This window comes from Nitrospirillum pindoramense (assembly GCF_007827955.1).
Taxonomy (GTDB): Bacteria; Pseudomonadota; Alphaproteobacteria; order Azospirillales; family Azospirillaceae; genus Nitrospirillum; species Nitrospirillum amazonense_B.
This window is the reverse complement of sequence record NZ_VITR01000002.1, coordinates 192,159-216,764: the sequence shown is the minus strand read 5'-3', so window position 1 is coordinate 216,764 and position 24,606 is coordinate 192,159. Positions and strand designations below refer to the sequence as shown.

Sequence of the window (24,606 nt, the reverse complement as noted above, 5' to 3'; positions counted from 1 at the left end):
AGGGGGGCGTCAGGCCGTCACGACCCGCTTGTGCAGGCGGGTGATGGCGTCGAGGGAGGACAGGACCGCCCCCTCCTGCCAGCCGGTGATATAGCTGGCGTGCTCACCCGCCAGGGCGATGCGCCCGTCCACCTGGCACAAATCCTGGTAGTGCGCGGCCCGCGTCTCTTCCGTCCAGGCGGCGTGGCAGCCCAGGGTCCAAGGCACGCGGTGCCAACCCACCGCCACGCCGGTGTCGAACTCCTTGATGTATTGCGGGTGGATCTGGGCGCCATAGGCCAGGGCGCGCTTCACGCGCTCCTCCGGCGGCATGGCGGTGTACTCCATGGCGTAGGGGCCGAAGACGTAGGTGCCCAGCAGCACCCCCTTGCCCGGGCTGCCGTAGCCGCTGTTGGGATAGCCGATCATGGCGATGGGCAGGTCGGTGAAGCTGATGCCGCCGTAGATGGCCTCGTCCTGTTCCCAGAAGCGGCGCTTGAACTGCAGGCCCACCTTGGCCGCGGCCTCATAGGGCACGGCATTGATGGCGTTGGTCATCTTGGCGCCGACGTTCAGCTTGATCTGGCTCAGCACCGTCAGCGGGATGGTGCATAGGCACCAGTCGGCCTTGGCCGTCTGCGGCGCACCGCCCTTCACGGTGTCGGTATAGGTGACGGTGACGCCGTGGTCGTCCTGCCGGATCTCCGTCACCTTGGTGTTGTAGCGGATCAGGTCCTTCACCTGCCGCGCCAGGGCGGTGGGGAACTGATCCATGCCGCCCACCGGCTGGAAGATGGTGGACTGGAACTCATCCCGCATCCCCATGCCCAGGAAGCGCCACAGGCCACCCTGCATCACGTCGCTGAGGCCGGCGGGGGTGGAGGGGACGGGCGCACCGTTCACGCCGCCGCCCGGCGCCTTGGCATAGCCGCGCACGTTGCTGGACTCCAGGCCGGCGGCATAGGCGTAGTTCTTGTCCAGCCCGCCCCAGGCGCGCAGCGATTCCAGCAGCTTTTCCTGGTCTTCCTTGCCCACCGTGCCGTCCAGCGCCCGCTGGTTGGTCAGCTTGGCCAGCAGTTCCGCCACATGGCCGTGGTAGTCGGCCTGGATCTCGCGGAAGCGCTGCGGCTTGCCGCCGTAGGCTTGGCTGGAATGAAGGTAGGCGTTGTAATTGACCTGGTTGAACGGTTCCAGCGCCACGCCATAGCGGTGGCAATAGTCCAGCACGGCGCGGTGGTGATAGGGAATGCGCCAGGGACCGGGGTTGATGTACAGCCCGGGATCGAAGCCCACCGTCTGCTTGAATCCGCCCAGTTCGGTGTAGGTGTCGCCGCCACGCAGGGACCAGCTGCGGCCGCCGGCCTTTTCCCGGTACTCCAGCACCTGGACCTTGTAGCCCGCCTTGCGCAGCTCGATGGCCGCGACCAGGCCGGCCACGCCGGCCCCCAGGATCAGGACGGAGGCGCCCCTGGCGTCGCCGTCCAGCTTGATGGGGCCGGTGTAGGTGGTCTCCGCCGCCAGGCCCAGGCTGGTGGCCGCCTGATACATCACGGCGCTGCCCGCCACCGTGCCGATCATGGCCAGCAGGTCGCGCCTTTTCATGTCCCTAAAACCCATGCCCGTTCCGCCTCCGTTATTTTGGAAAGGCGGCGAGTCTCCCTGTTTATTTTTCTGTTTATTTTTTGCCGGCGGCATTGCCGCCCGGCTACCTGACACCCCCCAAGCCGGGGAACGGGACGCCAACGACCGAACGCGATGGAATCGCCGGGTTAGATGTCTGAATTAATTAAATGAACTGCCCGATTTGCCCCGTCTTCACGGAATTTCGCTGACATGCCGCCGGCCCCCGTGAAACCGCGTCCAACAGCGGAATTCAGCGTTACATGGGCCGGCGGGGCTGTCAATTCGATTGCCGGGTCGATTGCCGGGGGACCAGCGGGCCTATTCGCCCAGGGTCGCGGCGTAGCTTTGGATGCCGCCGCTGGCCGGCTGATAGATGCCGATCAGGGTGTTCCCCAGAATGGAATTGGCGGTGCAGAGGCCGGTGGTGGCGGGGTTGGTGCTGGCCAGCCAGCGCGCTTCGCCGAAGCCGCCGCCCGTCTCCCGGGCCACATGGGCGAAGGCCGCCCCGGCATCGGTGGTGGCGGCCAGGGCATAGCCGCCGGGGACGCCGGTGATGCCTTCGAAATGGGTGATGATGCCGGGCAGGTTCTTGTAGCTCAGTTCCGTGATGTTGCTGAGCGCGCCGGTGGCCGGGTCATAGTCGGCCAGCAGGCCCACGTTCAGGCCCTTGCCGTTCTTGTAGCCGCCGGCCACGGTATAGGCGGCGGGCCCGTCGGCGGCGTTTTGCCAAATGCCGTACAGCGTGGCCAGTGGCCCGATGTCCAGTATCTGGAAGGCCCCGGTTTTCAGGTTGTGGATGAAGCCGTTGCCAGAGGCCGGCTTGCCCGCCACGTCATAGTTGCCCACGACCAGGTCGCCCATGGTGCTGTGGGGAATGGTGTTGGCCACGGTGCCGCCGGCCACGTCCGCCGGCACGTCGATCTGGGTCCAGGTGCCCGACCCGTCCGGGGCGCCTTGGTAGATCATGCCGTGGTCGGCTTTGCCGCCCTCGCTGTACTTGTAGCTGCCGACCGCCCGGATGTTGCCCTTACCCAGTGTGGGATCGAACAAGGGGGTGTTGGGCCCGTAGAAGATGGACGAGGTCACGGTCTGGCCGGGGAAGGTGGGCGTCAGGAAGATATAGCCGTCGCTGTCGGTGGGCGACAGCGGCCCGCGATACAGCAACCCTTGAGGGGCGCCGCCGTTCTGCTGATAGCTGCCGGTGATGATCACCGGGTGGCCATCGCCCCCGTCCTGCCGGATGCCGGTGACGGAGTAGTTCGGGGCGAAAATGTCGGTGTAGGTTACGGTCGGCGTGCTCATGACGGGTATCTCCCGCTGGGGTTGTGGTTCATTGGCTTATATACACGAGCGCGACAGGGCATTTCTTTCTCTTTTGGGTAGTAAGTCCTTCTCCGCAGGCGCGGTGCATGGTTTTGGCTTGCAAGTGCGAATGACTCGCATTACTGATGGTGTCACACGCTGATGACTGCGGTTGAGGGATGGGACGATGAGGGAAGTGGAACGAAAGGCTGACGGCTGGCATTCGGCCCCGCGCGCCCTGGCCCACAGCCGCACCGCCTTAAGCCGCAGTCCGGCCCGTTTCGCCGCCACCGCTCTGGTCGGCGCGGCTTTCCTGGCCTTCGGTGTCGCCCCTATCGGGGATGCTCATGCGGCGTCCCACGACATCGCCAGCTTCATCAAGGAACATGACCGGAACGGCGACGGCGTGGTCACCGCCCAGGAATACCAGGCGGTGCGGGACCAGCAGTTCAGGGCACTGGACACCAACGGCGACGGCTGGGTGAGCGAGGCGGAGTACACCACCGAGTTCGAGGCGCGGCTGACCAAGGAGAACGTGCCGGCGGAGCGCAAGGCCCAGCAGTTGAAGCAGACCCATGTCCGCTTCGTCGCCATCGACCTGGATGGCGATCAGAAGATGTCGCGGGAGGAGTTCATGGCGTCCGGCTGGCGCATGTTCGGTTTCCACGACAAGAACGGCGACCAGAAGGTGGACCAGGCCGACGTGGCCCTGGCCGCGTCCTTCAAGCCGCTGTTGGACAAAGATCGCGAGGCGGCCGGCAAGGCGCCCTGAGTTTCAAGTTTTCGAGTTCCTATCGGTGCCTGGGGCCTGGACGATGCGGAGTCCACGCCCCCGTTTAGACAGGGCACCGTACAGCCGGTCGGCGGCGTGCTAGTCGTGTGGCGCGACGGGCGGAATGGCGGCCTCCTTTCCCCTTCCGTCGACCGGCTCTTTTTATCGGGCCCCGGGGTGATGCCCCCGGGGCCCCTTGCTTTTTCGCCCTCAGGCGGCGGGCGGACGCATCCGCGTCCTTGCCTTGTCCTCGATTTCCAGCCCGCCTGCGGCTCTCCGGAAATCTCCGGCGCCCGCGGTCGCGGGCTGCCAGCGGCTTTGCCGCTGGGGTGGCGCGCTAGGGTTAGGTCGCGCTTACGGCCACTTCACCTCGGGCGGCAGGCTCATCAGGATGGCCTCGATGTTGCCGCCGGTCTTCAGGCCGAACAGCGTGCCCCGGTCGTGCAGCAGGTTGAACTCGACATACCGGCCCCGGCGCACCAGCTGGTGGTGGCGCTGCGCCTCGGTCCAGGGCAGGCGCATGCGGCGGCGCACGATCAGGGGATAGACATCCAGGAAGGCCTGGCCCACCGCGCGGGTGAAGGCGAAGTCGGCCTCCCAGTCGCCGGTGTCGTGCCGGTCGTAGAAGATGCCGCCGATGCCGCGCGGCTCATTGCGGTGGGGCAGGAAGAAGTAGCGGTCGCACCACTCCTTGAAGCGGGCGTAATAGTCGGCGCCATGCGCGTCGCACGCGGCCTTCAGCGCCGCGTGGAAGGTGGCGGCGTCCTCCGCCGTTTCGGCGCTGTCCAGGAACATGGGCGTCAGGTCGGAGCCACCGCCGAACCAGGCCTCCTGCGTCACCAGGTGGCGGGTGTTCATGTGCACCGCCGGCACCAGGGGGCTGCGCATGTGCGCCACCAGGCTGATGCCGCTGGCCCAGAATTGGCCGGTGGCCGCGGCGCCGGGAATCTGGGCGCGGAATTCCTCGCTGAAGGTGCCGTGGACGGTGGAGATGTTGACGCCCACCTTCTCGAACACCCGGCCGCGCATCAACGACATGACGCCGCCGCCGCCCTTGCTCTCGCCATCGCTGTCCGGTCGATCCCAGCTCTTGCGCTCGAACCGGCCGGGCGCGCCCTCGCCATAGGCGGGCAGGTCGGCCGCCTCATCCTCGATGGCCTCGAAGGCGGCGCAGATGCGGTCGCGCAGATCCTGGAACCAGGTGGCGGCCCGGGCCTTGCGCTCCTCGGCCAGGGGGGCGTCGCCCGCGAGCGCTTGCGGGGACAGGAGGCTGGCGGACAGGGGGATGTCGGTCATGGGTCGAGGTTCCGGAGCAGGTCAGCGGGGCCAGGCGTCCAGCTGGCGTATGGCCTCACCCACCACCATGGCGGCGGCCATGGCGACGTTGAGGGAGCGCAAGCCCGGGCGCATGGGAATGGCGAGGCGCGCGTCGGCGGCGGCGTGAACCTCCTCCGGCACGCCGGCCGATTCCCGGCCCAGCAGCAGGATGTCGTCCGGCTGGAAGACGAAATCGGTGTACCACATGGCGGCCCGCGTGGTCAGCAGCAGCAGGCGCGGCATGACCGCACCCTGCCCGGGGCGGGGCTGCCCTGCGTCGCCCCCGGATTGACCGTTCGCCCGCCGACGGGTCTCGAACGCCGCCCAGGACGTGTGGCGCGCCAGGTCCACACCCTCTAGGTAGTCCATGCCCGACCGGCGGAGACGTTTATCGTCCAAAACGAATCCGCACGGCTCGATGATGTCGATGCCTACATTCAAGCAGGCGCCAAGGCGCATCAAGGTTCCGGCGTTCTGGGGGATGTCAGGTTGGTAAAGGGCGATGCGCACGGGAAAGTAGTCCAGTAAGGTGTTGGAAAGACTAGCTCTTCGGCCGCCAAACCTTTCGTTTGTGCAGCTAAGAATAGCGCTAGGGCTGCATTCACACGCTTCCCAAGCCACGGGGGCGCATGTATATGGATTTACCGCGACCGGACAAGACGCCGGCCGTCAACCTTATTCTCGGGTGCACCTGCGCAAGGCAGGTTCGCTCAGGATAGGGTTATAACAATATTGGGAAACCCTTGTGAGGCGGGCGCCGGGGCGTTTTCAGGTGCCCCTGACTTCGAGGAGAAGCTTGGTATGGCGGACACGACCCAAACGGCCGGTCACGGGCCGGGGAGCGGCTCTCACAGCGGCGGGGATCCTACACGTCGCGACTTCATTTATCTTGCTGCCGCCGCGACTGGTGTCGTGGGCGCCGCCGTCACGGCCTGGCCCTTCATCGACAGCCTGAATCCCGCGGCGGATACCCTGGCCTTGGCCAGCACCGACGTTGATCTGGCCCCCGTGCAGGTGGGCCAGTCCATCACCGTCACCTGGCGCGGCAAGCCGGTGTTCATCCGTCACCGCACGCCTGAGGAAATCAAGTCGGCCGTGGACGTGAACGTCTCCGAACTGCGCGACCCCCAGACGGACGCCGCCCGCGCCAAGAAGCCGGAATGGCTGATCGTCGTCGGCATCTGCACCCACCTGGGCTGCATCCCGCTGGGCCAGAAGAATTCCGATCCCCGTGGCGAATACGGCGGATGGTTCTGCCCCTGTCATGGTTCGGTCTACGACACGTCCGGCCGCATCCGCAAGGGTCCCGCGCCGCGTAACCTGGAAGTGCCCAGCTACGCGTTCAAGACCGACACTTCGATCCGTATCGGCTAAGCCGGACCCCCAGGGAGCGAGAAATGGCTCACGGCCCTTCATCCTCTTTCAAGAACCCGGTGGTCAACTGGCTCGACCAGCGGCTGCCGATCTTCACCATGATCCAGAAGGAATACGGGGTGTTTCCCACCCCGCGTAACTTCAACTACTTCTGGAACTTCGGCGCCATCGCCATGATCATGCTGGTGACGATGATCGTCTCCGGCATCGTGCTGGCGATGCACTACACGCCCAACACCAACCTGGCCTTCAACTCCGTCGAACGCATCATGCGCGACGTGAACTTCGGCTGGTTGATCCGCTACATCCACATGAACGGCGCCTCGTTCTTCTTCATCGCCGTTTATATCCACATCTTTCGCGGCCTCTACTACGGTTCCTACAAGAAGCCGCGTGAGCTGCTGTGGATGATCGGCGTGGTGATCTTCCTGCTGATGATGGCCACGGCCTTCATGGGCTACGTGCTGCCGTGGGGCCAGATGAGCTTCTGGGGCGCCACCGTCATCACCAACCTGTTCTCGGCCCTGCCGCTTGTGGGCCAGGACATCGTGACCCTGCTGTGGGGCGGCTTCTCCGTCGACAACCCGACGCTGAACCGCTTCTTCGCCCTGCACTACCTGCTGCCCTTCGTCATCGCCGCCGTCGTGTTCCTGCACGTCGCGGCCCTGCACGTCACCGGGTCCAACAACCCGCTGGGGGTGGAGCCCAAGGGCCCGCAGGACACGCTGCCCTTCCACCCCTACTACACGGTGAAGGACAGCTTCGGCACGGTGGTCTACCTGGCCATCTTCGCCGCCTTCGTCTTCTACGCCCCCAACTTCTTCGGTGAGCCGGACAACTACATCCAGGCGAACCCGATGGTGACCCCGCCGCACATCGTGCCGGAGTGGTACTTCCTGCCGTACTACGCGATCCTGCGCTCCATCACCTTCGACATCTCCATCCCCTTCACCGGGCTGAAGCTGATCGAGGCCAAGCTGGGCGGCGTCATCGCCATGTTCGGTTCCATCGCCATCCTGTTCATCCTGCCCTGGCTGGACACCTCGCCGGTGCGCAGCGCCCGCTTCCGTCCCATCTTCAAGAAGGGCATCCTGGCCTTCCTGGTCGCCTTCTTCCTGCTGATGTACGTGGGCGCCCAGACGGCCGATGCCGCCTGGCACCTGGGGGGCCTGGAAATCCCGCTGGTCTATGTCGGCCAGTTCGCTACCCTCGTCTACTTCGGCTTCTTCCTCTCGCTGCCGTTCGTCGGCCTGATCGAGAAGCCCCTGCCGCTGCCGGCCAGCATCGCCAAGCCCGTCCTGGGTGGTGGGGCCACCGCCGCCGGTGCCGCCGCCAAGCCGATGGAGAAAGCCTGATGCGTCGTCTTCGGTCCCTGATCCTTGCCGGTCTCGTCGCCGTCGCTGCGGCCGCTCCCGCGGTCGCCAGCGAAGAGATGGAGTATCCGAAGAACGAATGGAGCCACGGTGCTGTTACTCGCGGTTTCAGCAACATCTTCGGCACCTTCGACCGCAAGGCGCTGCAGCGCGGCTTCCAGGTTTACAAGGAAGTCTGCTCCGCCTGCCATTCCATGAACCTGCTGTCGTACCGCAACCTCAGCGCGCTGGGGTACAACGAGGCGGAGATCACCGCCATCGCCGCCGGCTACGACATGACCGACGGGCCCAATGACGAGGGTGAGATGTTCACCCGCAAGGGCGTGCCGGCCGATCACTTCAAGGCCCCGTTCCCCAACGAGAAGGCCGCCGCCGCCGCCAACGGCGGCAAGGCCCCGCCGGATCTGTCGCTGATCGTGAAGGCGCGCAAGGGGGGTGAGGATTACATCGTCGCCCTGATGACGGGCTTCGAGCCGGCCCCCGCCGGCTTCACCGTCCCGTCGGGCGGCAACTACAACAAGGCCTTCCCCGGCCATGTCATCGCCATGCCGCCACCCCTGTCGGACGGCGGCGTGACCTACGCCGACGGCACCAAGGCCACGGTGGAGCAGCAGGCCAAGGACGTGGCCACCTTCCTCGCTTGGGCCGCCGAGCCCAACCTGGAAGCCCGCCACGAAATGGGCCTGAAGGTCATGATCTTCCTGATCGTGCTGGCTGGCATCCTCTATGCCGCCAAGCGCGCCGTGTGGGCGGACCAGCACTAAGCCGGTCCCCCGGACGGGAGAGTGAAAAGGGCGCCTCGGGATGACCGGGGCGCCCTTTCTGTTTGGCCCGTTTGCGCAGACGGTGGCGAAGGGAATGGAGGGACGGCATGGGCATGCTGACCGCAGCGGAAGTCTTGGCCTTCTGGTTTCAGGAGCTGACGCCGGACGATTGGTTCAAGGGCGGGGCGGACATCGACGCGCGTGTCCGCGACCGGCTGGCCGACAGCTACCACGCGGCGGCCGAGGGCGCACTGGACGCCTGGGCCGACACGTCGGACGGGGCCTTGGCCTTGCTGATCCTGCTGGACCAGGTGCCGCGCAACATCTTCCGGGGCGACGCGCTGGCCTTCGCCACCGATACGCGGGCGCAAGCGCTGGCCAGCCGCGCCGTGGCCCGGGCGCAGGATCTGGAACAGCCGGTGGGGCGGCGCCTGTTCTTTTATCTGCCGTTTGAGCATGCGGAGGAGATCGTGCTGCAGGATTGCTGCGTCGCCCTGGTGGGGGAGCGCATCGGCGTAGGCGATCACCTGGACCATGCCGAGCGGCATCGCGAGGTCATTCGCCGCTTCGGCCGCTTTCCCCATCGCAACGGCATCCTGGGCCGCGCCTGCACGGCGGCGGAACGGGAGTACCTGGAGCAGCCGGGGGCCGGCTTTTGACGGTTGGGGTGCGGCGGACGGCCGCAGGCCATCCCGCCAATGGGCACGTCCTAAAGTGGTTCTATGACCGATCCGTCATCGCCGTTACCATTCCCGCCGAAGGGTTCGACGGAACCCATCGCGGGGAGCATGAGATGAGCGCGTATACCAAGGCATTGACCTTGAACGGGATTTTAATGGGCGTCGGTTTGGGGCTGCTGCTGGGGGCCAGTGTTCCGGCCTGGGCGGCGGCGACGCCGGAGCAGGTGAAGAAAGCAGTGGATGCCGGCGACCTGCCGGCGGCCGAGCACATGCTGCGCGACGCCATTCGGGAGCATGGCGACAGCGCCCGCGCCCATTATGAGTTGGGCGAGGTGCTGGGCATGGAGGGGCTGCATCAGGACGCCGTGGGCGAACTGGAACTGGCCCGCAAGATGGACCCGACCCTGCATTTCGCGCGCAGCCCGGAGACGTTCCAGCAACATCTGGCGCGCGAACAATCCTTCCTGAAGCCGGCGGCGGAACCCGCCCCGGCGCCCAAGCCCACCCCGGAGCCCAAGCTCGCCGCGCCCGTCGTGTCGCAGTCGGTGTCCCATCCATCGGCCCCGCCGGCCAAGACCCCCGATGATGGCGGCATGACCATCATCCTGGTGGTGGGCGGGCTGCTGCTGGCGGGCCTGGCCATCTTCATGGTGTTCCGCCGCAGCCGTCCGGCCTATGGTGGCAGCTATCGCCCCGCCACCGGCCCGGTGCCGCCGCCCTATCCCCAGTCGGCGCCCCCTGTCTATGGTCAGCCGGGCTATGCCCCGGTGGTGGTCCAGGACAACAGTGGTTCCAGCTTCTTGACCGGCATGGTCGTGGGGGAACTGATGTCCGGTGGCCATCACCACGACACCGTGATCCACGAGACGGTGGTGAACAACGTCACGGAAAACCGGGTCTATGAGACCGAGCGCCGGCCGGACCCCAGCTTCGACTCCGGCAGTTCGTCCAGCGATGGCTGGGGTGGTTCGTCGGACGGGGGCGCCTCGTCCAGCAGCTTCGACAGCGGCAGCAGCAGCAGCGACAACAGCAGCTGGTGAGGCGTCAGAAGAACGCGGCGGCGTAGGCCGGGTCGTACTGCATGGCGCCGACCCGGTTGCCCTCCGTGTCTTCCAGGTAGATCAGGCGGCCCACGCCGTCGATGGTGTAGGGCGGCATGGCGATGGTGCCGCCCTGGGCTGTGACCTTTGCCATGATGGCGTCCAGGTCATCCACGCCCACGGTGCATTCAAAGCCCTTTATGCCCGTGCCGGTCACGGGCTCCTGCCGTTGCTGCAGGGCGCCGCCCACGGCCCGCTCCCCCTCCGCCCCGGTCTGGATCAGGTAAAAGCCGGGCGGCCCCCAGGGGGTGATGCGCCAGTCGAACACCGCCTCATAGAACGTCTTGGCGCGCTCCACATCCTCGGCATGGATGGCGAAGAAGCGCAGGTGGTTGGCCATGGGGACCTCCGTGGTGGGAATAGCCGGATGATGCCGTATTGGCCCGTGGCCGTCTTGCGCTAGGATGACGATCCATGTCGTGAAGGCGCCAAGATGGCCGACCCCTTCCTCATCCGCAGCCTGGCCCTGACCTTCAGCGACGGTCACCGCCTGCACGCGCACCGGCATGACTGGGGCCAACTGCTGTATGCCGCGCGCGGTGTCATGCGGGTGACGGCGGGCGACGTCGTCTGGCTGGTGCCGCCGGCGCAGGCGGTGTGGCTGCCCCCTGGGGTCGGGCACGCGGTGGACATGCGCGGCGCCGTCGCCATGCGCACGCTGTACATTGCCCCCACCCTGGCCGCCCCCACCCTGGCCGCCGATGTCGACGCTTTGCCCGCCGCCTGCCAGGTGCTGGGCGTGGCGCCGCTGCTGCGCGAACTGATCCTGCACGTGGTGTCCGTGGGCATGCTGCGCGCCGACCTGCCCGATCAGGCGCGGTTGGCCGGGGTGCTGATGGATCGGCTGGCGGCGGCGGAGCGGCTGCCCCTGTCGCTGCCTTGGCCGCGTGACCGCCGGGCCATCGCGGTGGCGGAACGCCTGCGCCGCGATCCCGCCGATGGGGCGGACCTGGATGCGCTGGGCGCCGCCGCGGGCGCCAGCGCCCGCACCCTGCAACGCCTGTTCAAGGAAGAGACGGGCCAGCGCTTCGGCGAATGGCGGCAGCGCCTGCGCCTGTTGCACGCCGCCAGCCTGCTGGGCAGCGGCCTGTCGGTCACCCAGGCCGGGCTGGAGTCGGGCTACGACAGCACCAGCGCCTTCGTCAGCGCCTTCCGTCGCCGCCTGGGCGTGACCCCGGCGCGCTACCGCCCCTCCATCTCCGCTTCATAGGTCTTCCGCATGAAGTCGATGAAGGCGCGCAAGGGGGCCGGCACATGCCGGCGGCTGGGATAGTAAAGGTAGGGTCCGGGGAAGGGGGGCAGCCAATCCTCCAACGCCGTCACCAGCCGCCCAGCGGCCAATGACGGTGCCAGGAAGCCCTCGAAGGTGCAGATCCAGCCCAGTCCAGCCTCCGCCGCGCTGACGGCGATGGGCACGCTGTTTCCCACCAGCCGCCCGTCGGGCATGATGCGCACCACCTCATCCCCCCGCTCGAACTCCCAGGGCTGGACGGCGCTGTCGGCGAAGCGGTGGCGCAGGCAAGGGCGGCCGATCAGGTCGCGCGGGTGACCGGGCAGGCCCTCGCGCGCGATGAGGTCCGGTGATGCGGCCAGGACGTAACGCTGCGGCGGACTGATGGGCACGGCCACCACGTCCTGGGCCAGGGCTTCGCCATAGCGGATGCCGGCGTCGAAGCCCTCGGCGAAGACATCGACGAAGGCGTTGTTCTCGATCACCTCCAGCGTGATACCGGGATAAAGCGCCAGAAAGCGGGGCACCAGCGGCGCCAGGGTCAGCCAGGACACGACGACGGGCACGTTGAGGCGCAAGGGGCCCGTGGGCGTGTCGCGGAAGCTGTTCACCTCGTCCAGCGACTCCGCCACCTCGGTGAACACGGGCGCCAGCCGGGCCACCAGCCGCTGGCCCGCCTCGGTCGGGGTGACGCTGCGTGTCGTGCGGTTCAGCAGGCGCACGCCCAGATCCTCCTCCAGCCGTTTCAGCGCCAGGCTGAGGGTGGAGGGGGCCACCCCCCGTTCCTTGGCGGCGCGGCGGAAACTGCGGTGCCGGGCCACGGCCAGGAACAGGTCGAGATCGGCCAGATTGGGCGCGGGCATGGGGCTCACCATTGTTCGATTACTCGAACAGCACATTGCGGATTGGCCAGATTATCACGCGGCATGCGTTGGCGGCATAGTCTGGCTCATCAACGCCCCGCCCACACGCCTGGGCCGCGTCGCACCCACCCGCTTTTCCAAAGGAATCAACGATGCAGCAGCGTATTCTCGGCACGTCCGGCGGTGCCCAAGGTCTCGCCACCTCCGCCCTCGGTCTGGGCTGCATGGGCATGTCCGGCATGTATGGCCCCAGCGACCGGTCCGAAAGCGTCGCCACCCTGCATGCCGCCGTGGACGCCGGCATGGTCCTGTTGGACACCGGCGACTTTTATGGCATGGGTCATAATGAGATGCTGATCGGCGAAGCCCTGGCCGATGCCGGTTTCACCCGCGCCCACCAGCGCGATGAGGTGCAGATCAGCGTGAAGTTCGGTGCCCAGCGCGACCCGGCCGGAAACTGGATCGGCTTCGACGCGCGCCCCTCGGCGGTCAAGACCGCGCTGTCCTATACTTTGCAGCGCCTGCGGGTGGACCACATCGACATCTATCGTCCGGCCCGCCTGGACCCCAACGTTCCCATTGAGGACACGGTGGGGGCCATCGCCGACCTGGTGAAGGCCGGCTATGTTCGCCACATCGGCCTGTCTGAGGTGGGTTCTGACACCTTGCGCCGCGCCGCGGCTGTCCATCCCATCGTCGACCTGCAGATCGAGTATTCCCTGATCTCGCGGGGCATCGAGCGGGACATCCTGCCCACCTGCCGCGACCTGGGTATCGGCATCACCGCCTACGGCGTGCTGTCGCGCGGCCTGATCAGCGGGCACTGGAACAAGGAGCGGGAGAGCAAGGGCGCCGACTTCCGCGCCCACAGCCCCCGTTTCCAGGGGGGGAACCTGGACCATAACCTGGCCCTGGTGGAGGAACTGCGCCGCGTGGCGGCGGAGAAGGGCGTCAGCGTCGCCCAGATCGCCATCGCCTGGGTGTTGGCCCAGGGCCAGGACATCGTTCCCCTGATCGGCGCCCGCCGCCGCGACCGGCTGGCGGAATCGCTGGGGGCCCTGGACGTGACCCTGACGCCGGACGATCTGGCCGCCATCGAACGGGCGGTGCCCAAGGATAGCGCCGCCGGCGATCGCTACAACGCGCACGCCATGGCTTCGCTGGACAGCGAGCGTTGAAAACAGGAAGGGCGGCCGGGTTGCCCTGGCCGCCCTTTTTCGTTTCGTTCGCGTAACCAAGCTGCGCGGCTAAGGGTTCCTGTTCCTAAACTTTCTAGGACCCTAAACTTTCTAGGACAAGGCCCGGCCCCGGATGGGGCCGCCGGCCGCTTCAGGGCATCAAACGTTAAACCGGAAATGGAAGATGTCGCCGTCCTGGACGACGTATTCCTTGCCTTCGATGCGCAGCTTGCCGGCATCCTTGGCGCCGGTTTCGCCGCCCAGGGTGATGTAGCTGTCGAAGTCCACCGTCTCGGCCTTGATGAAGCCGCGTTCGAAGTCGGTGTGGATGACGCCGGCGGCCTCGGGGGCCTTGGCGCCGCGGCGCACGGTCCAGGCGCGCGCTTCCTTGGGGCCGACAGTGAAGAAGGTCAGCAGGTTCAGAAGGCCGTAGCCGGCGCGGATCAGGCGGTTCAGGCCAGGCTCCTCCAACCCCAATGAGGACAGGTACTCGGCCTTGTCCTCATCGCTCAGCTGCGCCAGTTCCGATTCGATGGCGGCGGAGATGACAACCGACACGGCACCCTGGGCCTTGGCCATCTCGGCCACCTTGGCCGACAGGCTGTTGCCGGAGGCGGCGGACGCCTCCTCAACGTTGCAGACGTACAGCACGGGCTTGGCCGTCAGCAGCTGCAACTGGCGCCAGTACGGGCGCTCCTCCTCCGACACCTCGGACACGCGGGCGGGCTTGCCATCGCGCAGCACGACCAGCGCGCGTTCGATCAGGTCGGCGAAAATCTTGGATTCCTTGTCGCCGCCCTTGGCCTTCTTCTGCAGCGCGGGCAGGCGCTTCTCCAGGCTGTCCATGTCGGCCAGCATCAGCTCGGTTTCCACCGTCTCCGCGTCGCGGGTGGGGTCGATGGAGCCTTCGACGTGGGTGATGTCGCCATCCTCGAAGCAGCGCAGCACATGGACGATGGCGTCCACCTCGCGGATATTGGCTAGGAACTGGTTGCCCAGGCCTTCACCCTTGGAGGCGCCGCGCACCAGGCCGGCGATGTCCACGAACTCCAGCTGGGTGGGGACGGTCTTCTGCGACTTGGCGATGGCCGCCAACTTGTCCAGGCGCGGGTCGGGCACACCGACGCGGCCCACATTGGGCTCGATGGTGCAGAAGGGGTAGTTGGCCGCTTCCGCCGCCGCCGTGCTGGTCAGCGCGTTGAACAGGGTCGACTTGCCGACGTTGGGCAGGCCGACGATGCCGCAATTGAATCCCATGGGAATACTCTAGATGTAAGGGGCCGCTTTGGCCGCGTTTATCGGGCAAAGACGGCCGGATTGCAAACCGCCGTTACGCAGATCCGCCATCGGCGGGATGGCCGTTCCCAGGCGCCCAGCCGGCGGGCGCCATCTCGAACGCCTGGAACTCGAACGCCGGGGCCACGGTGCAGCCGACCAGTGTCCACGCGCCCAGGGATTCGGCCGCCTGCCACTGGCCGGCCGGAACCACGCCTTGAGGCCGTTGGCCGGCGATCAGGTTGGCGCCCAGCATCAGATCGGTCGTGGCCAGGCCATCGGCCGAGAGCGACAGGCGCAGGGGCGCGCCGGCATGCCAGTGCCAAACCTCGTCCGCATCCAGCACCCGGTGCCAGTGCGACCGCTCCCCCGCCTTCAGCAGGAAGTAGATGGCGGTGGAGCTACCCCGGCCACCCTGCGCCGGGGTGTGGCGATAGGTTTCCACATAGTGCCCGCCCTCGGGATGGGGCTTGAGGTCCAGCAGGCGGATGATGCTGTCGGCGTTCAGGGGGGCGTCCAAGGAGATGGGCTCCATCGGCTCAGCCCCGCGGCGGCACGGTCAGGCGGAAGCTTTCCCGGTCCGATGCCTGGGTGAACCAGATGGCCAGCTGGGGCGCCCGGTCGCGCCAGTGGTCGCAGTCCCACCGCAGGTCCAGGTAGGCGAGGGCGATCACCACCGACAGGGTGCCGATGGTCAGGCCCTGCAACTGGTCGACCTCGGCCTCCAGCAGATCCACGGCGCGGGTCATGGCCTGGCGCTGGCGTTCCGTCCAACTGGCGGAACGCAGGTTTTCCGGCCGCAGGCCCTCCATGCGGCGCAGGATGGCGGCGTCGCACATGCCGTCGGCGATAGCCTGCTGCCGCAGCGCCAGCCAGCGCGCCGGTCCGGCGGCCGGGAACAGGGGCTGGCCCACCGTGCCCAGGCTGTCCAGGTACTCGGCGATGACCGGGCTGTCGAACAGGGTCAGGCCGTCGTCCGTCACCAGGGTGGGAATCTTGCCCAGGGGGTTCAGGGTCGGCACCACCGTTTCCGGCGACCAGACATCGGTGGGGGACAGGTCGATCCGGGATGCCAGTCCCCGCTCATGGGCGACCATCAGCGCCTTGCGCACGAAGGGGGACGTCTGGCTGTAGAAAAGCTTCATGAGGGGGCTTTCGGGAAAGGCTGGAACGCGATGGCTTCTTATCCCCGGAAATCGTCTTTCCGGCGGCGGATTTCGGCGAAGACGGCCACCGGGTCGCTGTCCGCCAGACCCACGGCGGCGGCCAGGGCGGGCAGGTCGGCGCGCAGGAATGGGTTGGTCGCCCGCTCCACGGCCAGGGTGGTGGGCAGGGTGGGGCGGTCATCGGCGCGCAGGGCTGTGACCTCCCTCATGCGGGCCGCCAGGTCGGCGTTGTCCGGCTCCAGCGTCAGGGCGAAGCGGCCGTTGCCGGCGGTGTATTCGTGGCCGCAATAGACGATGGTTTCCGGCGGCAGGGCGCGCAGTCGGGTGAGGGAGCGCCACATCTGCGCCGGCGTGCCTTCGAACAGGCGGCCACAGCCCATGGAGAACAGCGTGTCGCCGGAAAACAGCACGGCGTCCTCCGCTCCATGGAAGGCGATGTGGCCCCGGGTGTGGCCGGGCACGTCGATGCCGGTGAGGGGGCAGGCGCCCACGGTGAAGCTCTCCCCATCCGCGATGGCGCGGTCGATGCCGGGGATGCGGTCGCGGTCGGCGGCGGGCCCGACGATGGCGGCGCCATAGCGGGCCTTCAGGTCCAGGTTGCCGCCGACATGGTCGCCATGATGGTGGGTGTTGATGATCAGGTCCAGGGTCCAGCCGCGCCGCTCCAGCACCGCCGTCACCGGGGCGGCCTCGGCCGGGTCGACGACCGCCACCACGCCCGTGGCGCCGCAGCGCAGCAGGTGGATGTAGTTGTCGCTGAGGGCGGGGATCAGGGCGACGTCCAGGCGGGGCGGGGGCTGTATCATGGGCGCAAACCTATCGCAGCGGGGCATGTAATGCTAATCCTTGCGGCAGGCGCCCGCGCCATCGCTTGACAGGGCCGCGGCGCCGGGATTGCCTACAGGGGAAAGCGCCTTGCAACCATATCCGAACCGAAACGGCTCATGAGCGATCTGCTGACGGCGGTGGCGATCTTTATGATGGTGGCGGGGCTGTCCTACCTCGCCGCCCTGGCCGTTTCCCATCTGGTCGAGCGCCACCTGCACCTCAGCGAAGGGGTGGACCGGGTGGATGAGCGCTTTCAGGAGGCGAACATCCTGCATCGCAAGTTCGAGGACCGGGGCGCCAAGATCATGCCCCGCGTCGCCCGTCTGGACAATACGCTGAAGTCCGCCCGCCGCCAGAACTACATGTCCACCCGCCGCGTCGCGGATTTGGAGGCCAGGCGCGATCAGTTGATCCGCGTGCTGGGGGAGGAGGAGGCATTCTCCCGCCCTGGTCGTCCCGCCCGTCATTTCGTGGCGGCCGTCATCAACCGCCATGTGCAACGGGCCGTGCTGGAACAGAAGGAGGTGCTGGGCCTGTCGCGCAGTTGGGCACGCACCCAGAACGTCCACGCCTGGGCCCCCAACGCCGGTGACGCCAAGACCTTGGTGGAAAGCTATTACCCCCACTCCATGGGCTTCCACATCATCGAGATCCGGGAGCCCTCGCAGGATGGTCCGGGGGACGAGGAAGGAGATCAGGTCATGCTGGATGAGGCGGACGCCTCACCCGCCCGGTCCTAAGCCCGCCCATGTCCATCAGCTTTTCCCTGCTGTTCGGTATCGCCGCCGGTCTCACCGCCGCGGGGCAGGTGGCCAGCACCACGGCGCGGCGCATCCGGCGCATGCGGCGTGACACCCGTGCCCGCCGCACCCAGGTGGAGGAGTTGTTCCAGGCCGTGCGCGCCAAGGCCAAGCTGACCCTGGATCTGAAGCGCGAGGAGCGCAAGATGACGGCGGAGCTGGAACAGTTGCGCAGCAGTGTCACGGAGCATGACCGCCTGGCCGAGGCGCGGCGGGCGGATGAGGCCCTGCTGTATGTCTATGATGAGCGCCGCATGCCTAACGACAGCGGCTTCACCGTCACCATCAGCCATTCCAATTTCCAGATGGTGTCGCGGGGTGCGCCGGAACCGGTGGTGTCGTCCTGGCGCCTGGGGCGCCGCTATCTGGTGTGGGCGTCCAGCGCCAAGCTGGCCGTGTCCAAAACCTTGCAGCGCTTCCCGCCCGAGCGGGGCTACGCGGTCAAGGGGGGAGAGCCCTATCCCAGCGACCCGGAAGAATTATAGGGCGGGTGGTGCGGGATGACGCGGGGCGATGCGTCGCCTTGCGATGGGTGCGTGACCGCCCCAAACGCCCCGGCATGGTCCCAGCCTTGCCCGCCTTCCGCCGCAATCCCGGTGTTGAATAGGACCATCAACGGTCGCTTTCCCCCACGCTCCCACCAATGGTGGCCGCCAATCGGGGTAGGGATCGGACGGATGTTCCTCCTTCGGGATCAGCGTGACGCCATGTTGCTCAAGACAGTCTTCCTTCCCCTGACCGCCGCGGGTTTCGGCGCCGTGGCCGGGTTGTGGGACCTGACGTCAGCCAGCCTGGATGGCACCTTGGTCATGCTGGCCATGGCGGGCTTCCTGCTGGCCGTCGCCGCGCCCCGGCAATGGGGCGTGTGGGTCCTGGTCATTGGCGTCGGCGTGCTGCTGGCCCATCTGGTGACCCCCGCCCGTCCCGGCATGCTGTTCGATCTGACGGTCGTGTCCGGCTTGGTGGCGGGCGCCGTGGCCCTGTTGCCGGCGGCGGTGGGGGCGGTGGTGGCCCTGGCCGTGCTGTGGGTCCTGCGCCCCGCCCTCTCGTCCGCCACCTTGGCGCCGGCCGCCCTGGCGCAACAGGGTGCCCAGGCCGCCCGCCGTATGGCCGGCCGGGTGGCGACCTTCAACGGCAGCTCCCTGGGTGGCAACCCCCTGGCTGGACGTGCCAGCCTGGATGCCGGCGACTGATCCCCCCGCACCACCTGGTGGACGTCTGGAATCGGACCACGGGCTGAATCCAGGGCGTTGGTTGACAGCGTCATCGCGCACCCCCTACGGTCGCGCCGGCCTCGCCGCCGCAGGGCAGAGCCGACACCACCCAACGCCGTAGGGACCCTCCCATGAAAATTGCCGCCGCCGTCGCCTTCCTGGCCATTGCCGTCGCCGGTTCCGCTGCCGCCGATCCGGCCGGCGATCCCGTGAAGGGTGAAAAGGTCTTCCTGCGCTGCAAGGCCTGCCACAGCGCCGAAAAGGATGGCGCTGACAAGCTGGGCCCCAACCTGTGGGGCGTGGTCGGCCGCGCCTCCGGCAGCAAGGACGGCTTCAACTACTCCCCCGCCATGAAGGGCGCCGGCAAGACCTGGGATGCCGCCACGCTGGACACCTACCTGACCAATCCGCGGGCCTTGGTCCCGGGCAACCGCATGGCCTTCCCCGGCCTGCCCAACGCCCAGGATCGCGCGGACGTGATCGCCTATCTGTCGACCTTGAAGTAAGCGCCGGTATCCGGTCCTGGCCCCGACGGGTCGGGGCCGGATCGTTGCGATCGCGCGACTGCTGCCGCCGCGACACAACCGGAGACATTCGCCGGAATGTGACTTTTGATCCCTTGACGGCGGGGGATGCTTTCGTGGGACTCTGCCTCCGCGTCAAGAACGAGCAGGCCGCCTGAACGGCCCGCCGTGGAGGGATAGAGGGAGCCCATGACCAGCCGGATGTTACGCACGACCACCGCCATGGCGGTGGCGATGATGGCGTCTTTCGTCGGTATCACCGCGCACGCGCAGCAATATTCCGCCGGCATCGTCTTCGGCGACAGCCTCAGCGATCCGGGCAACCTGGTGCCCCTGGGACTGGCCCCGCCGGCACCTTATTACAATGGCCGTTTTTCCAATGGGCCGTTGTGGGATGAAAAGGTGGGCGCGCTGATCGGCGGCGTGCCGTTCAAGAGCTACGCCTATGGCGGCGCGCGGTCGACGGCCGAGCGGCCCATCGACTTCCTGAACCAGATCAACGCCTTCCTGGCGGCGAAGCCGACCATCACCAGCAGCCAGCTGTATTCCCTGTGGATCGGCGCCAACGACTATTTCCAATACGCCACCAGCGGTTCCTCCGTCGATGCCGCGACCGAGGCGGCCACGGTCGTGGGCAACATCGGCACCGGTGCCAGCAAGCTGATCGCCGCCGGCGCCCGCAACGTCCTGGTCTTCAACCTGCCCAACCTGGGCAACACCCCCTCCATCTCGGCGCAGGGGGCGACGGCGGCGCTGCAGGCCAACCAGCTGACGGCCATCCACAACGCCGACGTGCTGAACCTGACCAAGAGCCTGAACGGCACCAGCGGCGCCCGGGTCATCCTGGTGGATGTGAACACCATCTTCAGCATGATCCAGGCCAACCCGTCAGCCTATGGCATCACCGACGCCACCCATTCCTGCCTGCTGGGCGGCAAGGCCACGGGGTACTGCACCGCGTCCAACATCAACACCATGCTGTTCTGGGATGACGTGCACCCAACCACCACCGGCCATACCCTGGTGGCGGAATATGTGGCGGGCACCCTGACCACCGTGCTGCAGGCGCCACAAGCCGCCGTGGCGGCAACGCAGCTGAACTTCATCGCCGATGACGGCATGACCGGCGCCGTCCGCGCCCGCCTGAACGGCATCCGCTCCGGCACCGCGGTGGCCGGCGTCGGTGGCGGCATGGGGACCGGCACCTCCACGGGGCGCGACGGCCGCGTCGGCGTCTTCCTCTATGGCAACTACGGCACCGGTGACCGCCAGGCCATCGACGGCCAGATGGGCTATAATTACGACAGCTACACCGGCGCGCTGGGCGTCGACTACCGGGTGTCGGACTTCGTCACCACCGGCATCGCGCTGGGCTATGGCGACAACCGCATGCGCTTCCAGAACAATTTCGGGAAGGATGAGCTGCACGCCTACAACCTGATGGCCTATGCCACGGCCACCATGGGTGCGTTCTACGCCGACGGCATGATCACCTACGGTTATGACGAGTTCACCCAGATGCAGCGCCAGACCGGCTTCGCGCCGCAGCCCTGGGGCAACGCCACGCCCAACGGCACGACCTACGGCGCCAGCCTGTCGGGCGGGTACAGCGTCACTCTGGGCAACGTGGCCCTGGGGCCCACGGCGGGCCTGCGCTACACCCGCGCCAGCATCCACAGCTACACGGAAAAGGATGCCGGCGCCCTGGCGATGAGTGTGCCGGACTTCGATGCCGAAAGCTTCCGCGCCCAGGCGGGCGGCCAACTTGCCGTTCCCTTCGTGATGGGGGACGTGGTGGTGGCGCCACAGATCCAGGCCGGCGTGCAGCATGAGTTTCTGAACTCCGGCCGCATCTTCCAGGCCACCCTGCCGGGCGGCCAAGTGGCGGAGACGGATGGGGGCGCCGGCAAGCGCACCTCCTACTATGGTGGTGGCGGCATCGCCATCCAGGCCAACGGCTTCAATGTCGCCGTCTCCTACCAGGGGACGTTCGACAATGGCGACCGCACCGACCATGCCGTCATGGGCCATATCCGGGTCAGCTTCTGAGTTTATAAGAACAGTGCTAGGTTGACTGGAGGCGCGGGATATTCCCGCGCCTCTTTTGTTGCTACCCTGGCGGCCAGGAACAAGGACGCGAGGGAGGATAAGACCATGTCCCGTTTGCGTTTTTCCCTGGGGGTGGCCGCCTGGGCCTTGGCCGTCCCCTTGCTGACGGGCGCGAGCCAGCGGCCCGGCAACTCCGCCGCTGTTGACCCCGCTGCCGTTAACCCGGCTCAGGAGATCCTGGACACCGACCGAGCCTTCGCCGCCAAGGCGCGGGAGACCGATGTGGGGGCCGCGTTCCAGGCCTTCGCCGCTGAGGAGGTCACGCTGCTGAACCGTCCGCGGGCCAAGGTGGACCGGGCGGCGTTGGCCACCCTGTTCCCCGCTGGGCTGGAGCTGGAATGGGCGCCGGAGGACGCCTCAGTCTCCGCCGACGGCACCTTGGGCTATAGTTGGGGCAAGGCCCGCTCCCGCCTCAGGAAGCCCGATGGCACGGTGGTGGAACGCCCGCCCGTGCGCTACGTCACCGTCTGGCGCCGGGCCACCAGGGACGCCCCCTGGCGCTTCATCCTGGACGGCGGCACGGTCGACCCGGAATGGGAGGCGGCGCAGTCGAAGGCGCAGTAACGGTGCCGAAAACGAAAGCTCCGTCGGGCGTAGCTTCAGGCCTGCCACTGCAGGCCCCGGAGTGAGCACCGCAGGGCGGAACGAGGATAGCCAAGCCAGCGGATGCTGGCGCCGGCGCCGGAGGCAAACGCTAGAGCAGATCGCGTAAAGGCGGAATCACCTTGTAGCGTGAATCTGCTCGCGGACAGGCTCAGTGCGCCGCGAAGGTCCGCTTCTGCGCGCGCTTGACCTCGCCCTCGAACAGGCGGGGGAACAGGCGATAGAGCGTGGCGGCGATGGCGGGCAGCAGGATGATGGCGCCCAACATGTTGGCGATGAAGACGAAGGTCAGCAGTTCGCCCATGTTGGCCTGGAACTTCAGGGCGGAGAAGGACCAGGTGGCGACGCCCACGGCCAGGGTGAGGGCGGTGAACAGGATGGAGCTGCCGGTTTCCTGCAAGGTCTTGTAGTAAGCCTCGGCGAAGCCCAGGCCATGCTTCAGGTAGGATTGCAGACGGTTGAAGATGTAGAGGCCGTAGTCCACGCCGATGCCCACGCCCAGGGCGGTGACCGGCAGGGTGCTGGTCTTGAGGCCGATCTTCAGCTCGGCCATCAACGCGTCGCACAGCACCGAGACGACGATCAGGGGCAGGACGGTGGCGATGGTGCCGACGACGGAGCGGAAGGTGATGGCGCAGAACACCAGCACGGTGGCGTAGACCCACAGCAGCATGGGCGTCTCGGCCGCCGTCACCGCCTGGTTGGTGGCGGCCATGACACCGACATTGCCCGTGGCCAGGCGGAAATGGATGGGCCCCTTGTCGTTGGCGTCCGTGCCGTTGGCCTTGTTGTAGGCCTCCACCGCCTTGACCACACGGTCGATGGTCTCAGCCTTATGGTCCTTGGTGAAGATCATGACGGGCATGACCGAGCAGTCGGCGTTCAGCAGGCCGGTGGACGTCTCGACGGGGGAGACGGCGCGCACCAGCACCTGGCTGTTGCGGGGCAGCACCCGCCAGTTCAGGTTGCCCTCATTCCAGCCCATGTTGACGGTCTTCATGACCTGGGGCAGCGACAGGGTGGACTGCACCCCGTCGACATTGCGGATCCGCCAGGCGAAGTCGTCCACCTTCGAGATGACGTTGTAGTCGATGCAGCCGTTGGCCGGCGCCTCGGCGATGACCTGGATGATGTCGACGCCAATGGCGAAGTGGCTGGCGATGAAATCCGCATCCTTGTTGTAGCGGCTGTCCGGCCACAGCTCCGGCACGCCGGCTTCGGCGTCGCCGATGACGCGGCGGCCGGACTCATGGTGTGCCCAGGCGAACACGGCCAGGCCGATCATCAGGGCGGGAATGGCGCCCTTGGGCCGGGCGAAGACGGTGAAGACCTTCCACACCGCGTCGAAGCGATCCACCTGGCCCGCCACCCGCCGGCGGTAGCTGTCGCCCAGCGACAGGAAGGACAGGGCAACCGGCAGGATGACGAGGTGGGTGACGACGATGATGACCATGCCCACGGACGCCGACAACGCCAGTTCCTGGATCATCTGGATCTTGACGATACGGATGGTGAGGAAGGCGATGGCGTCGGCCACCAGGGCGCTGGTGCCCGGCACCAGCAGGCGCTGGAAGCTGATGCGGGCGGCGGAAAAGGCGTCGGCGCCCTTGCCGATCTCCTGCGTGATGGTGCCCACGTTCTGCACGCCGTGGCTGATGGCGATGGCGAACACCAGGAAGGGTACCAGGATGGACATGGGGTCCATCGCCAAGCCCATCAAGACCAGCAGGCCCAGCTGCCACACGACGGTGACGACCGACAGGGCCAGCAGCACGGCGGTCATGCGGAAGGACCGGCCGTAGACATAGACCAGGATGGCGGTGATGACGAAGGCGACGCCGAAGAATCCGATGACGCCCACCGTGCCGTCGGCCACGTCGCCCATGGCCTTGGCGAAGCCGATGATGTGGATGTCCACGGCATCGTCGGCGTATTTGGCGCGGATGGCCTCCAGCTTCTTGGCCACCTCCATGTAATTCAGCTTGGCGCCGGTGCTGGGGTCGCGGTCCAGCAGCTGAATGCTGACCAATGCCGCGGTGAAGTCCTCCGCCACAAGGCGGCCCACCTGGCCTGATTTCAGCACGTTGCCGCGCACCACGTTCAGCCAGTCCGGCGTGGCCTGGAACTCCGCCGGGATGACGTTGCCGCCGCTGAACCCGTCCTCCACGATCTCGATGAAGCGGACGTTGGGGGTGAAGAGCGAGGTGACGCTGGCCCGGTCCACGCCGGGAATGAAGAACACCTCGTCCGTCACCTGCTTCAGCTTGGTGAAGAACTCCGGCGTGTAGATGTCGCCCTTCTTGACGCTCAGCGCCACCACCACCCGGTTGGCCCCACCGAATTCCTTCTGATACTGCAGGAAGGTCTTCATATAGGGGTGTTCTTGCGGCAACTGCTTCTCATAGGCCGTGTCCACCGCCAGGTGGCTGGCCTGCCAGGCGAAGAAGGCCGTGGTCAACGCGAACAGAACCAACACCACCTGCCGGTGGCGGAAGATCACGGCGTCGAGGAAACGGGGCAGGGAGGTCATC

25 protein-coding genes are annotated in these 24,606 nt (G+C 67.1%); 14 read left to right on the top strand and 11 right to left on the bottom strand.

The genetic code is table 11. The features are described from left to right. Positions 1–9: 9 nt before the first annotated feature. Positions 10–1,581 (bottom strand): NAD(P)/FAD-dependent oxidoreductase, encoded by a 1,572-nt coding sequence (locus FBZ90_RS03580; RefSeq protein ID WP_186455589.1) that lies wholly within the window; start codon positions 1,579–1,581, stop codon positions 10–12. A gap of 339 nt (positions 1,582–1,920) precedes the next feature. After that, a complete protein-coding gene (locus tag FBZ90_RS03575; RefSeq protein WP_145729661.1) occupies positions 1,921–2,904 on the bottom strand; it encodes a hypothetical protein in 984 nt (327 codons plus the stop codon). Between the two features lie 187 nt (positions 2,905–3,091). Here FBZ90_RS03575 and FBZ90_RS03570 point away from each other — a divergent pair, with 187 nt between their 5' ends. Next, complete coding sequence (locus FBZ90_RS03570) at positions 3,092–3,676, top strand: EF-hand domain-containing protein (RefSeq protein WP_145729660.1); 585 nt, start codon at positions 3,092–3,094, stop codon at positions 3,674–3,676. 354 nt (positions 3,677–4,030) lie between these two features. On the opposite strand, the gene hemF is transcribed toward FBZ90_RS03570, so the two are convergent. Together hemF and FBZ90_RS03560 are read right to left on the bottom strand one after the other, a co-directional pair. Beyond that, a complete protein-coding gene (hemF, locus tag FBZ90_RS03565) occupies positions 4,031–4,972 on the bottom strand; it encodes an oxygen-dependent coproporphyrinogen oxidase (RefSeq protein WP_246130133.1) in 942 nt (313 codons plus the stop codon). A gap of 21 nt (positions 4,973–4,993) precedes the next feature. Then, a complete protein-coding gene (locus tag FBZ90_RS03560; RefSeq protein WP_145729659.1) occupies positions 4,994–5,503 on the bottom strand; it encodes a tRNA (cytidine(34)-2'-O)-methyltransferase in 510 nt (169 codons plus the stop codon). A 291-nt stretch (positions 5,504–5,794) separates the two neighbouring features. On the opposite strand from FBZ90_RS03560, the gene petA reads away from it, so the two are divergent. The 5 genes from petA to FBZ90_RS03535 all read left to right on the top strand — a co-directional run bounded on the left by petA (position 5,795) and on the right by FBZ90_RS03535 (position 10,224). Continuing rightward, positions 5,795–6,367 (top strand): ubiquinol-cytochrome c reductase iron-sulfur subunit, encoded by a 573-nt coding sequence (gene petA / locus FBZ90_RS03555; RefSeq protein ID WP_145729658.1) that lies wholly within the window; start codon positions 5,795–5,797, stop codon positions 6,365–6,367. A 23-nt stretch (positions 6,368–6,390) separates the two neighbouring features. Beyond that, positions 6,391–7,722: a cytochrome b gene (locus FBZ90_RS03550; protein ID WP_145729657.1), complete on the top strand. Its 1,332-nt coding sequence runs from the start codon at positions 6,391–6,393 to the stop codon at positions 7,720–7,722. Further along, entirely contained in the window at positions 7,722–8,504 is a 783-nt protein-coding gene (locus FBZ90_RS03545) for a cytochrome c1 (protein ID WP_211101900.1), read from the top strand. Before FBZ90_RS03550 ends, FBZ90_RS03545 begins: the two co-directional genes overlap by 1 nt. Positions 8,505–8,611: 107 nt before the next feature. Then, entirely contained in the window at positions 8,612–9,163 is a 552-nt protein-coding gene (locus FBZ90_RS03540; protein WP_145729656.1) for a DUF924 family protein, read from the top strand. Between the two features lie 134 nt (positions 9,164–9,297). Beyond that, positions 9,298–10,224 (top strand): tetratricopeptide repeat protein, encoded by a 927-nt coding sequence (locus tag FBZ90_RS03535; RefSeq protein WP_145729655.1) that lies wholly within the window; start codon positions 9,298–9,300, stop codon positions 10,222–10,224. Positions 10,225–10,228: 4 nt separating this feature from the next. Here the strand turns inward: FBZ90_RS03535 and FBZ90_RS03530 are convergent, their stop codons facing one another. Next, complete coding sequence (locus FBZ90_RS03530) at positions 10,229–10,624, bottom strand: VOC family protein (protein ID WP_145729654.1); 396 nt, start codon at positions 10,622–10,624, stop codon at positions 10,229–10,231. A gap of 93 nt (positions 10,625–10,717) precedes the next feature. On the opposite strand from FBZ90_RS03530, the gene FBZ90_RS03525 reads away from it, so the two are divergent. Beyond that, complete coding sequence (locus FBZ90_RS03525) at positions 10,718–11,494, top strand: AraC family transcriptional regulator (protein WP_145729653.1); 777 nt, start codon at positions 10,718–10,720, stop codon at positions 11,492–11,494. On the opposite strand, the gene FBZ90_RS03520 is transcribed toward FBZ90_RS03525, so the two are convergent. Continuing rightward, positions 11,467–12,378: a LysR family transcriptional regulator gene (locus FBZ90_RS03520; RefSeq protein ID WP_145729652.1), complete on the bottom strand. Its 912-nt coding sequence runs from the start codon at positions 12,376–12,378 to the stop codon at positions 11,467–11,469. The genes FBZ90_RS03525 and FBZ90_RS03520 overlap by 28 nt on opposite strands. Before the next feature lie 152 nt (positions 12,379–12,530). Between FBZ90_RS03520 and FBZ90_RS03515 the strand changes: the two genes are divergently transcribed. Then, positions 12,531–13,556: an aldo/keto reductase gene (locus tag FBZ90_RS03515; RefSeq protein ID WP_145729651.1), complete on the top strand. Its 1,026-nt coding sequence runs from the start codon at positions 12,531–12,533 to the stop codon at positions 13,554–13,556. Between the two features lie 159 nt (positions 13,557–13,715). On the opposite strand, the gene ychF is transcribed toward FBZ90_RS03515, so the two are convergent. The 4 genes from ychF to gloB all read right to left on the bottom strand — a co-directional run bounded on the left by ychF (position 13,716) and on the right by gloB (position 16,803). Then, positions 13,716–14,813, bottom strand: coding sequence for a redox-regulated ATPase YchF (ychF, locus tag FBZ90_RS03510; protein WP_145729650.1), 1,098 nt, complete (start codon positions 14,811–14,813; stop codon positions 13,716–13,718). 73 nt (positions 14,814–14,886) lie between these two features. Then, entirely contained in the window at positions 14,887–15,351 is a 465-nt protein-coding gene (locus FBZ90_RS03505; RefSeq protein WP_246130132.1) for a cupin domain-containing protein, read from the bottom strand. A 19-nt stretch (positions 15,352–15,370) separates the two neighbouring features. Then, positions 15,371–15,976: a glutathione S-transferase N-terminal domain-containing protein gene (locus FBZ90_RS03500; RefSeq protein WP_145729648.1), complete on the bottom strand. Its 606-nt coding sequence runs from the start codon at positions 15,974–15,976 to the stop codon at positions 15,371–15,373. Between the two features lie 38 nt (positions 15,977–16,014). After that, positions 16,015–16,803, bottom strand: coding sequence for a hydroxyacylglutathione hydrolase (gene gloB, locus FBZ90_RS03495; protein ID WP_145729647.1), 789 nt, complete (start codon positions 16,801–16,803; stop codon positions 16,015–16,017). Between the two features lie 138 nt (positions 16,804–16,941). Here gloB and FBZ90_RS03490 point away from each other — a divergent pair, with 138 nt between their 5' ends. From FBZ90_RS03490 to FBZ90_RS03465, 6 genes are all read left to right on the top strand, one after another. Then, positions 16,942–17,565: a hypothetical protein gene (locus FBZ90_RS03490; RefSeq protein ID WP_145729646.1), complete on the top strand. Its 624-nt coding sequence runs from the start codon at positions 16,942–16,944 to the stop codon at positions 17,563–17,565. An 8-nt stretch (positions 17,566–17,573) separates the two neighbouring features. After that, positions 17,574–18,110, top strand: coding sequence for a hypothetical protein (locus tag FBZ90_RS03485; RefSeq protein ID WP_145729645.1), 537 nt, complete (start codon positions 17,574–17,576; stop codon positions 18,108–18,110). A gap of 192 nt (positions 18,111–18,302) precedes the next feature. Continuing rightward, complete coding sequence (locus FBZ90_RS03480) at positions 18,303–18,818, top strand: hypothetical protein (RefSeq protein ID WP_145729644.1); 516 nt, start codon at positions 18,303–18,305, stop codon at positions 18,816–18,818. 152 nt (positions 18,819–18,970) lie between these two features. Continuing rightward, the gene (locus FBZ90_RS03475) at positions 18,971–19,345 is read left to right on the top strand and encodes a c-type cytochrome (RefSeq protein ID WP_145729643.1); all 375 of its coding nucleotides are present in this window, start codon (positions 18,971–18,973) and stop codon (positions 19,343–19,345) included. 207 nt (positions 19,346–19,552) lie between these two features. Next, positions 19,553–21,412: an autotransporter domain-containing protein gene (locus FBZ90_RS03470; RefSeq protein ID WP_145729642.1), complete on the top strand. Its 1,860-nt coding sequence runs from the start codon at positions 19,553–19,555 to the stop codon at positions 21,410–21,412. A gap of 105 nt (positions 21,413–21,517) precedes the next feature. After that, the gene (locus FBZ90_RS03465; protein ID WP_145729641.1) at positions 21,518–22,036 is read left to right on the top strand and encodes a hypothetical protein; all 519 of its coding nucleotides are present in this window, start codon (positions 21,518–21,520) and stop codon (positions 22,034–22,036) included. 190 nt (positions 22,037–22,226) lie between these two features. Here the strand turns inward: FBZ90_RS03465 and FBZ90_RS03460 are convergent, their stop codons facing one another. Next, positions 22,227–24,605 (bottom strand): efflux RND transporter permease subunit, encoded by a 2,379-nt coding sequence (locus tag FBZ90_RS03460; RefSeq protein ID WP_145729640.1) that lies wholly within the window; start codon positions 24,603–24,605, stop codon positions 22,227–22,229. Between the last annotated feature and the right edge of the window lies 1 nt (position 24,606).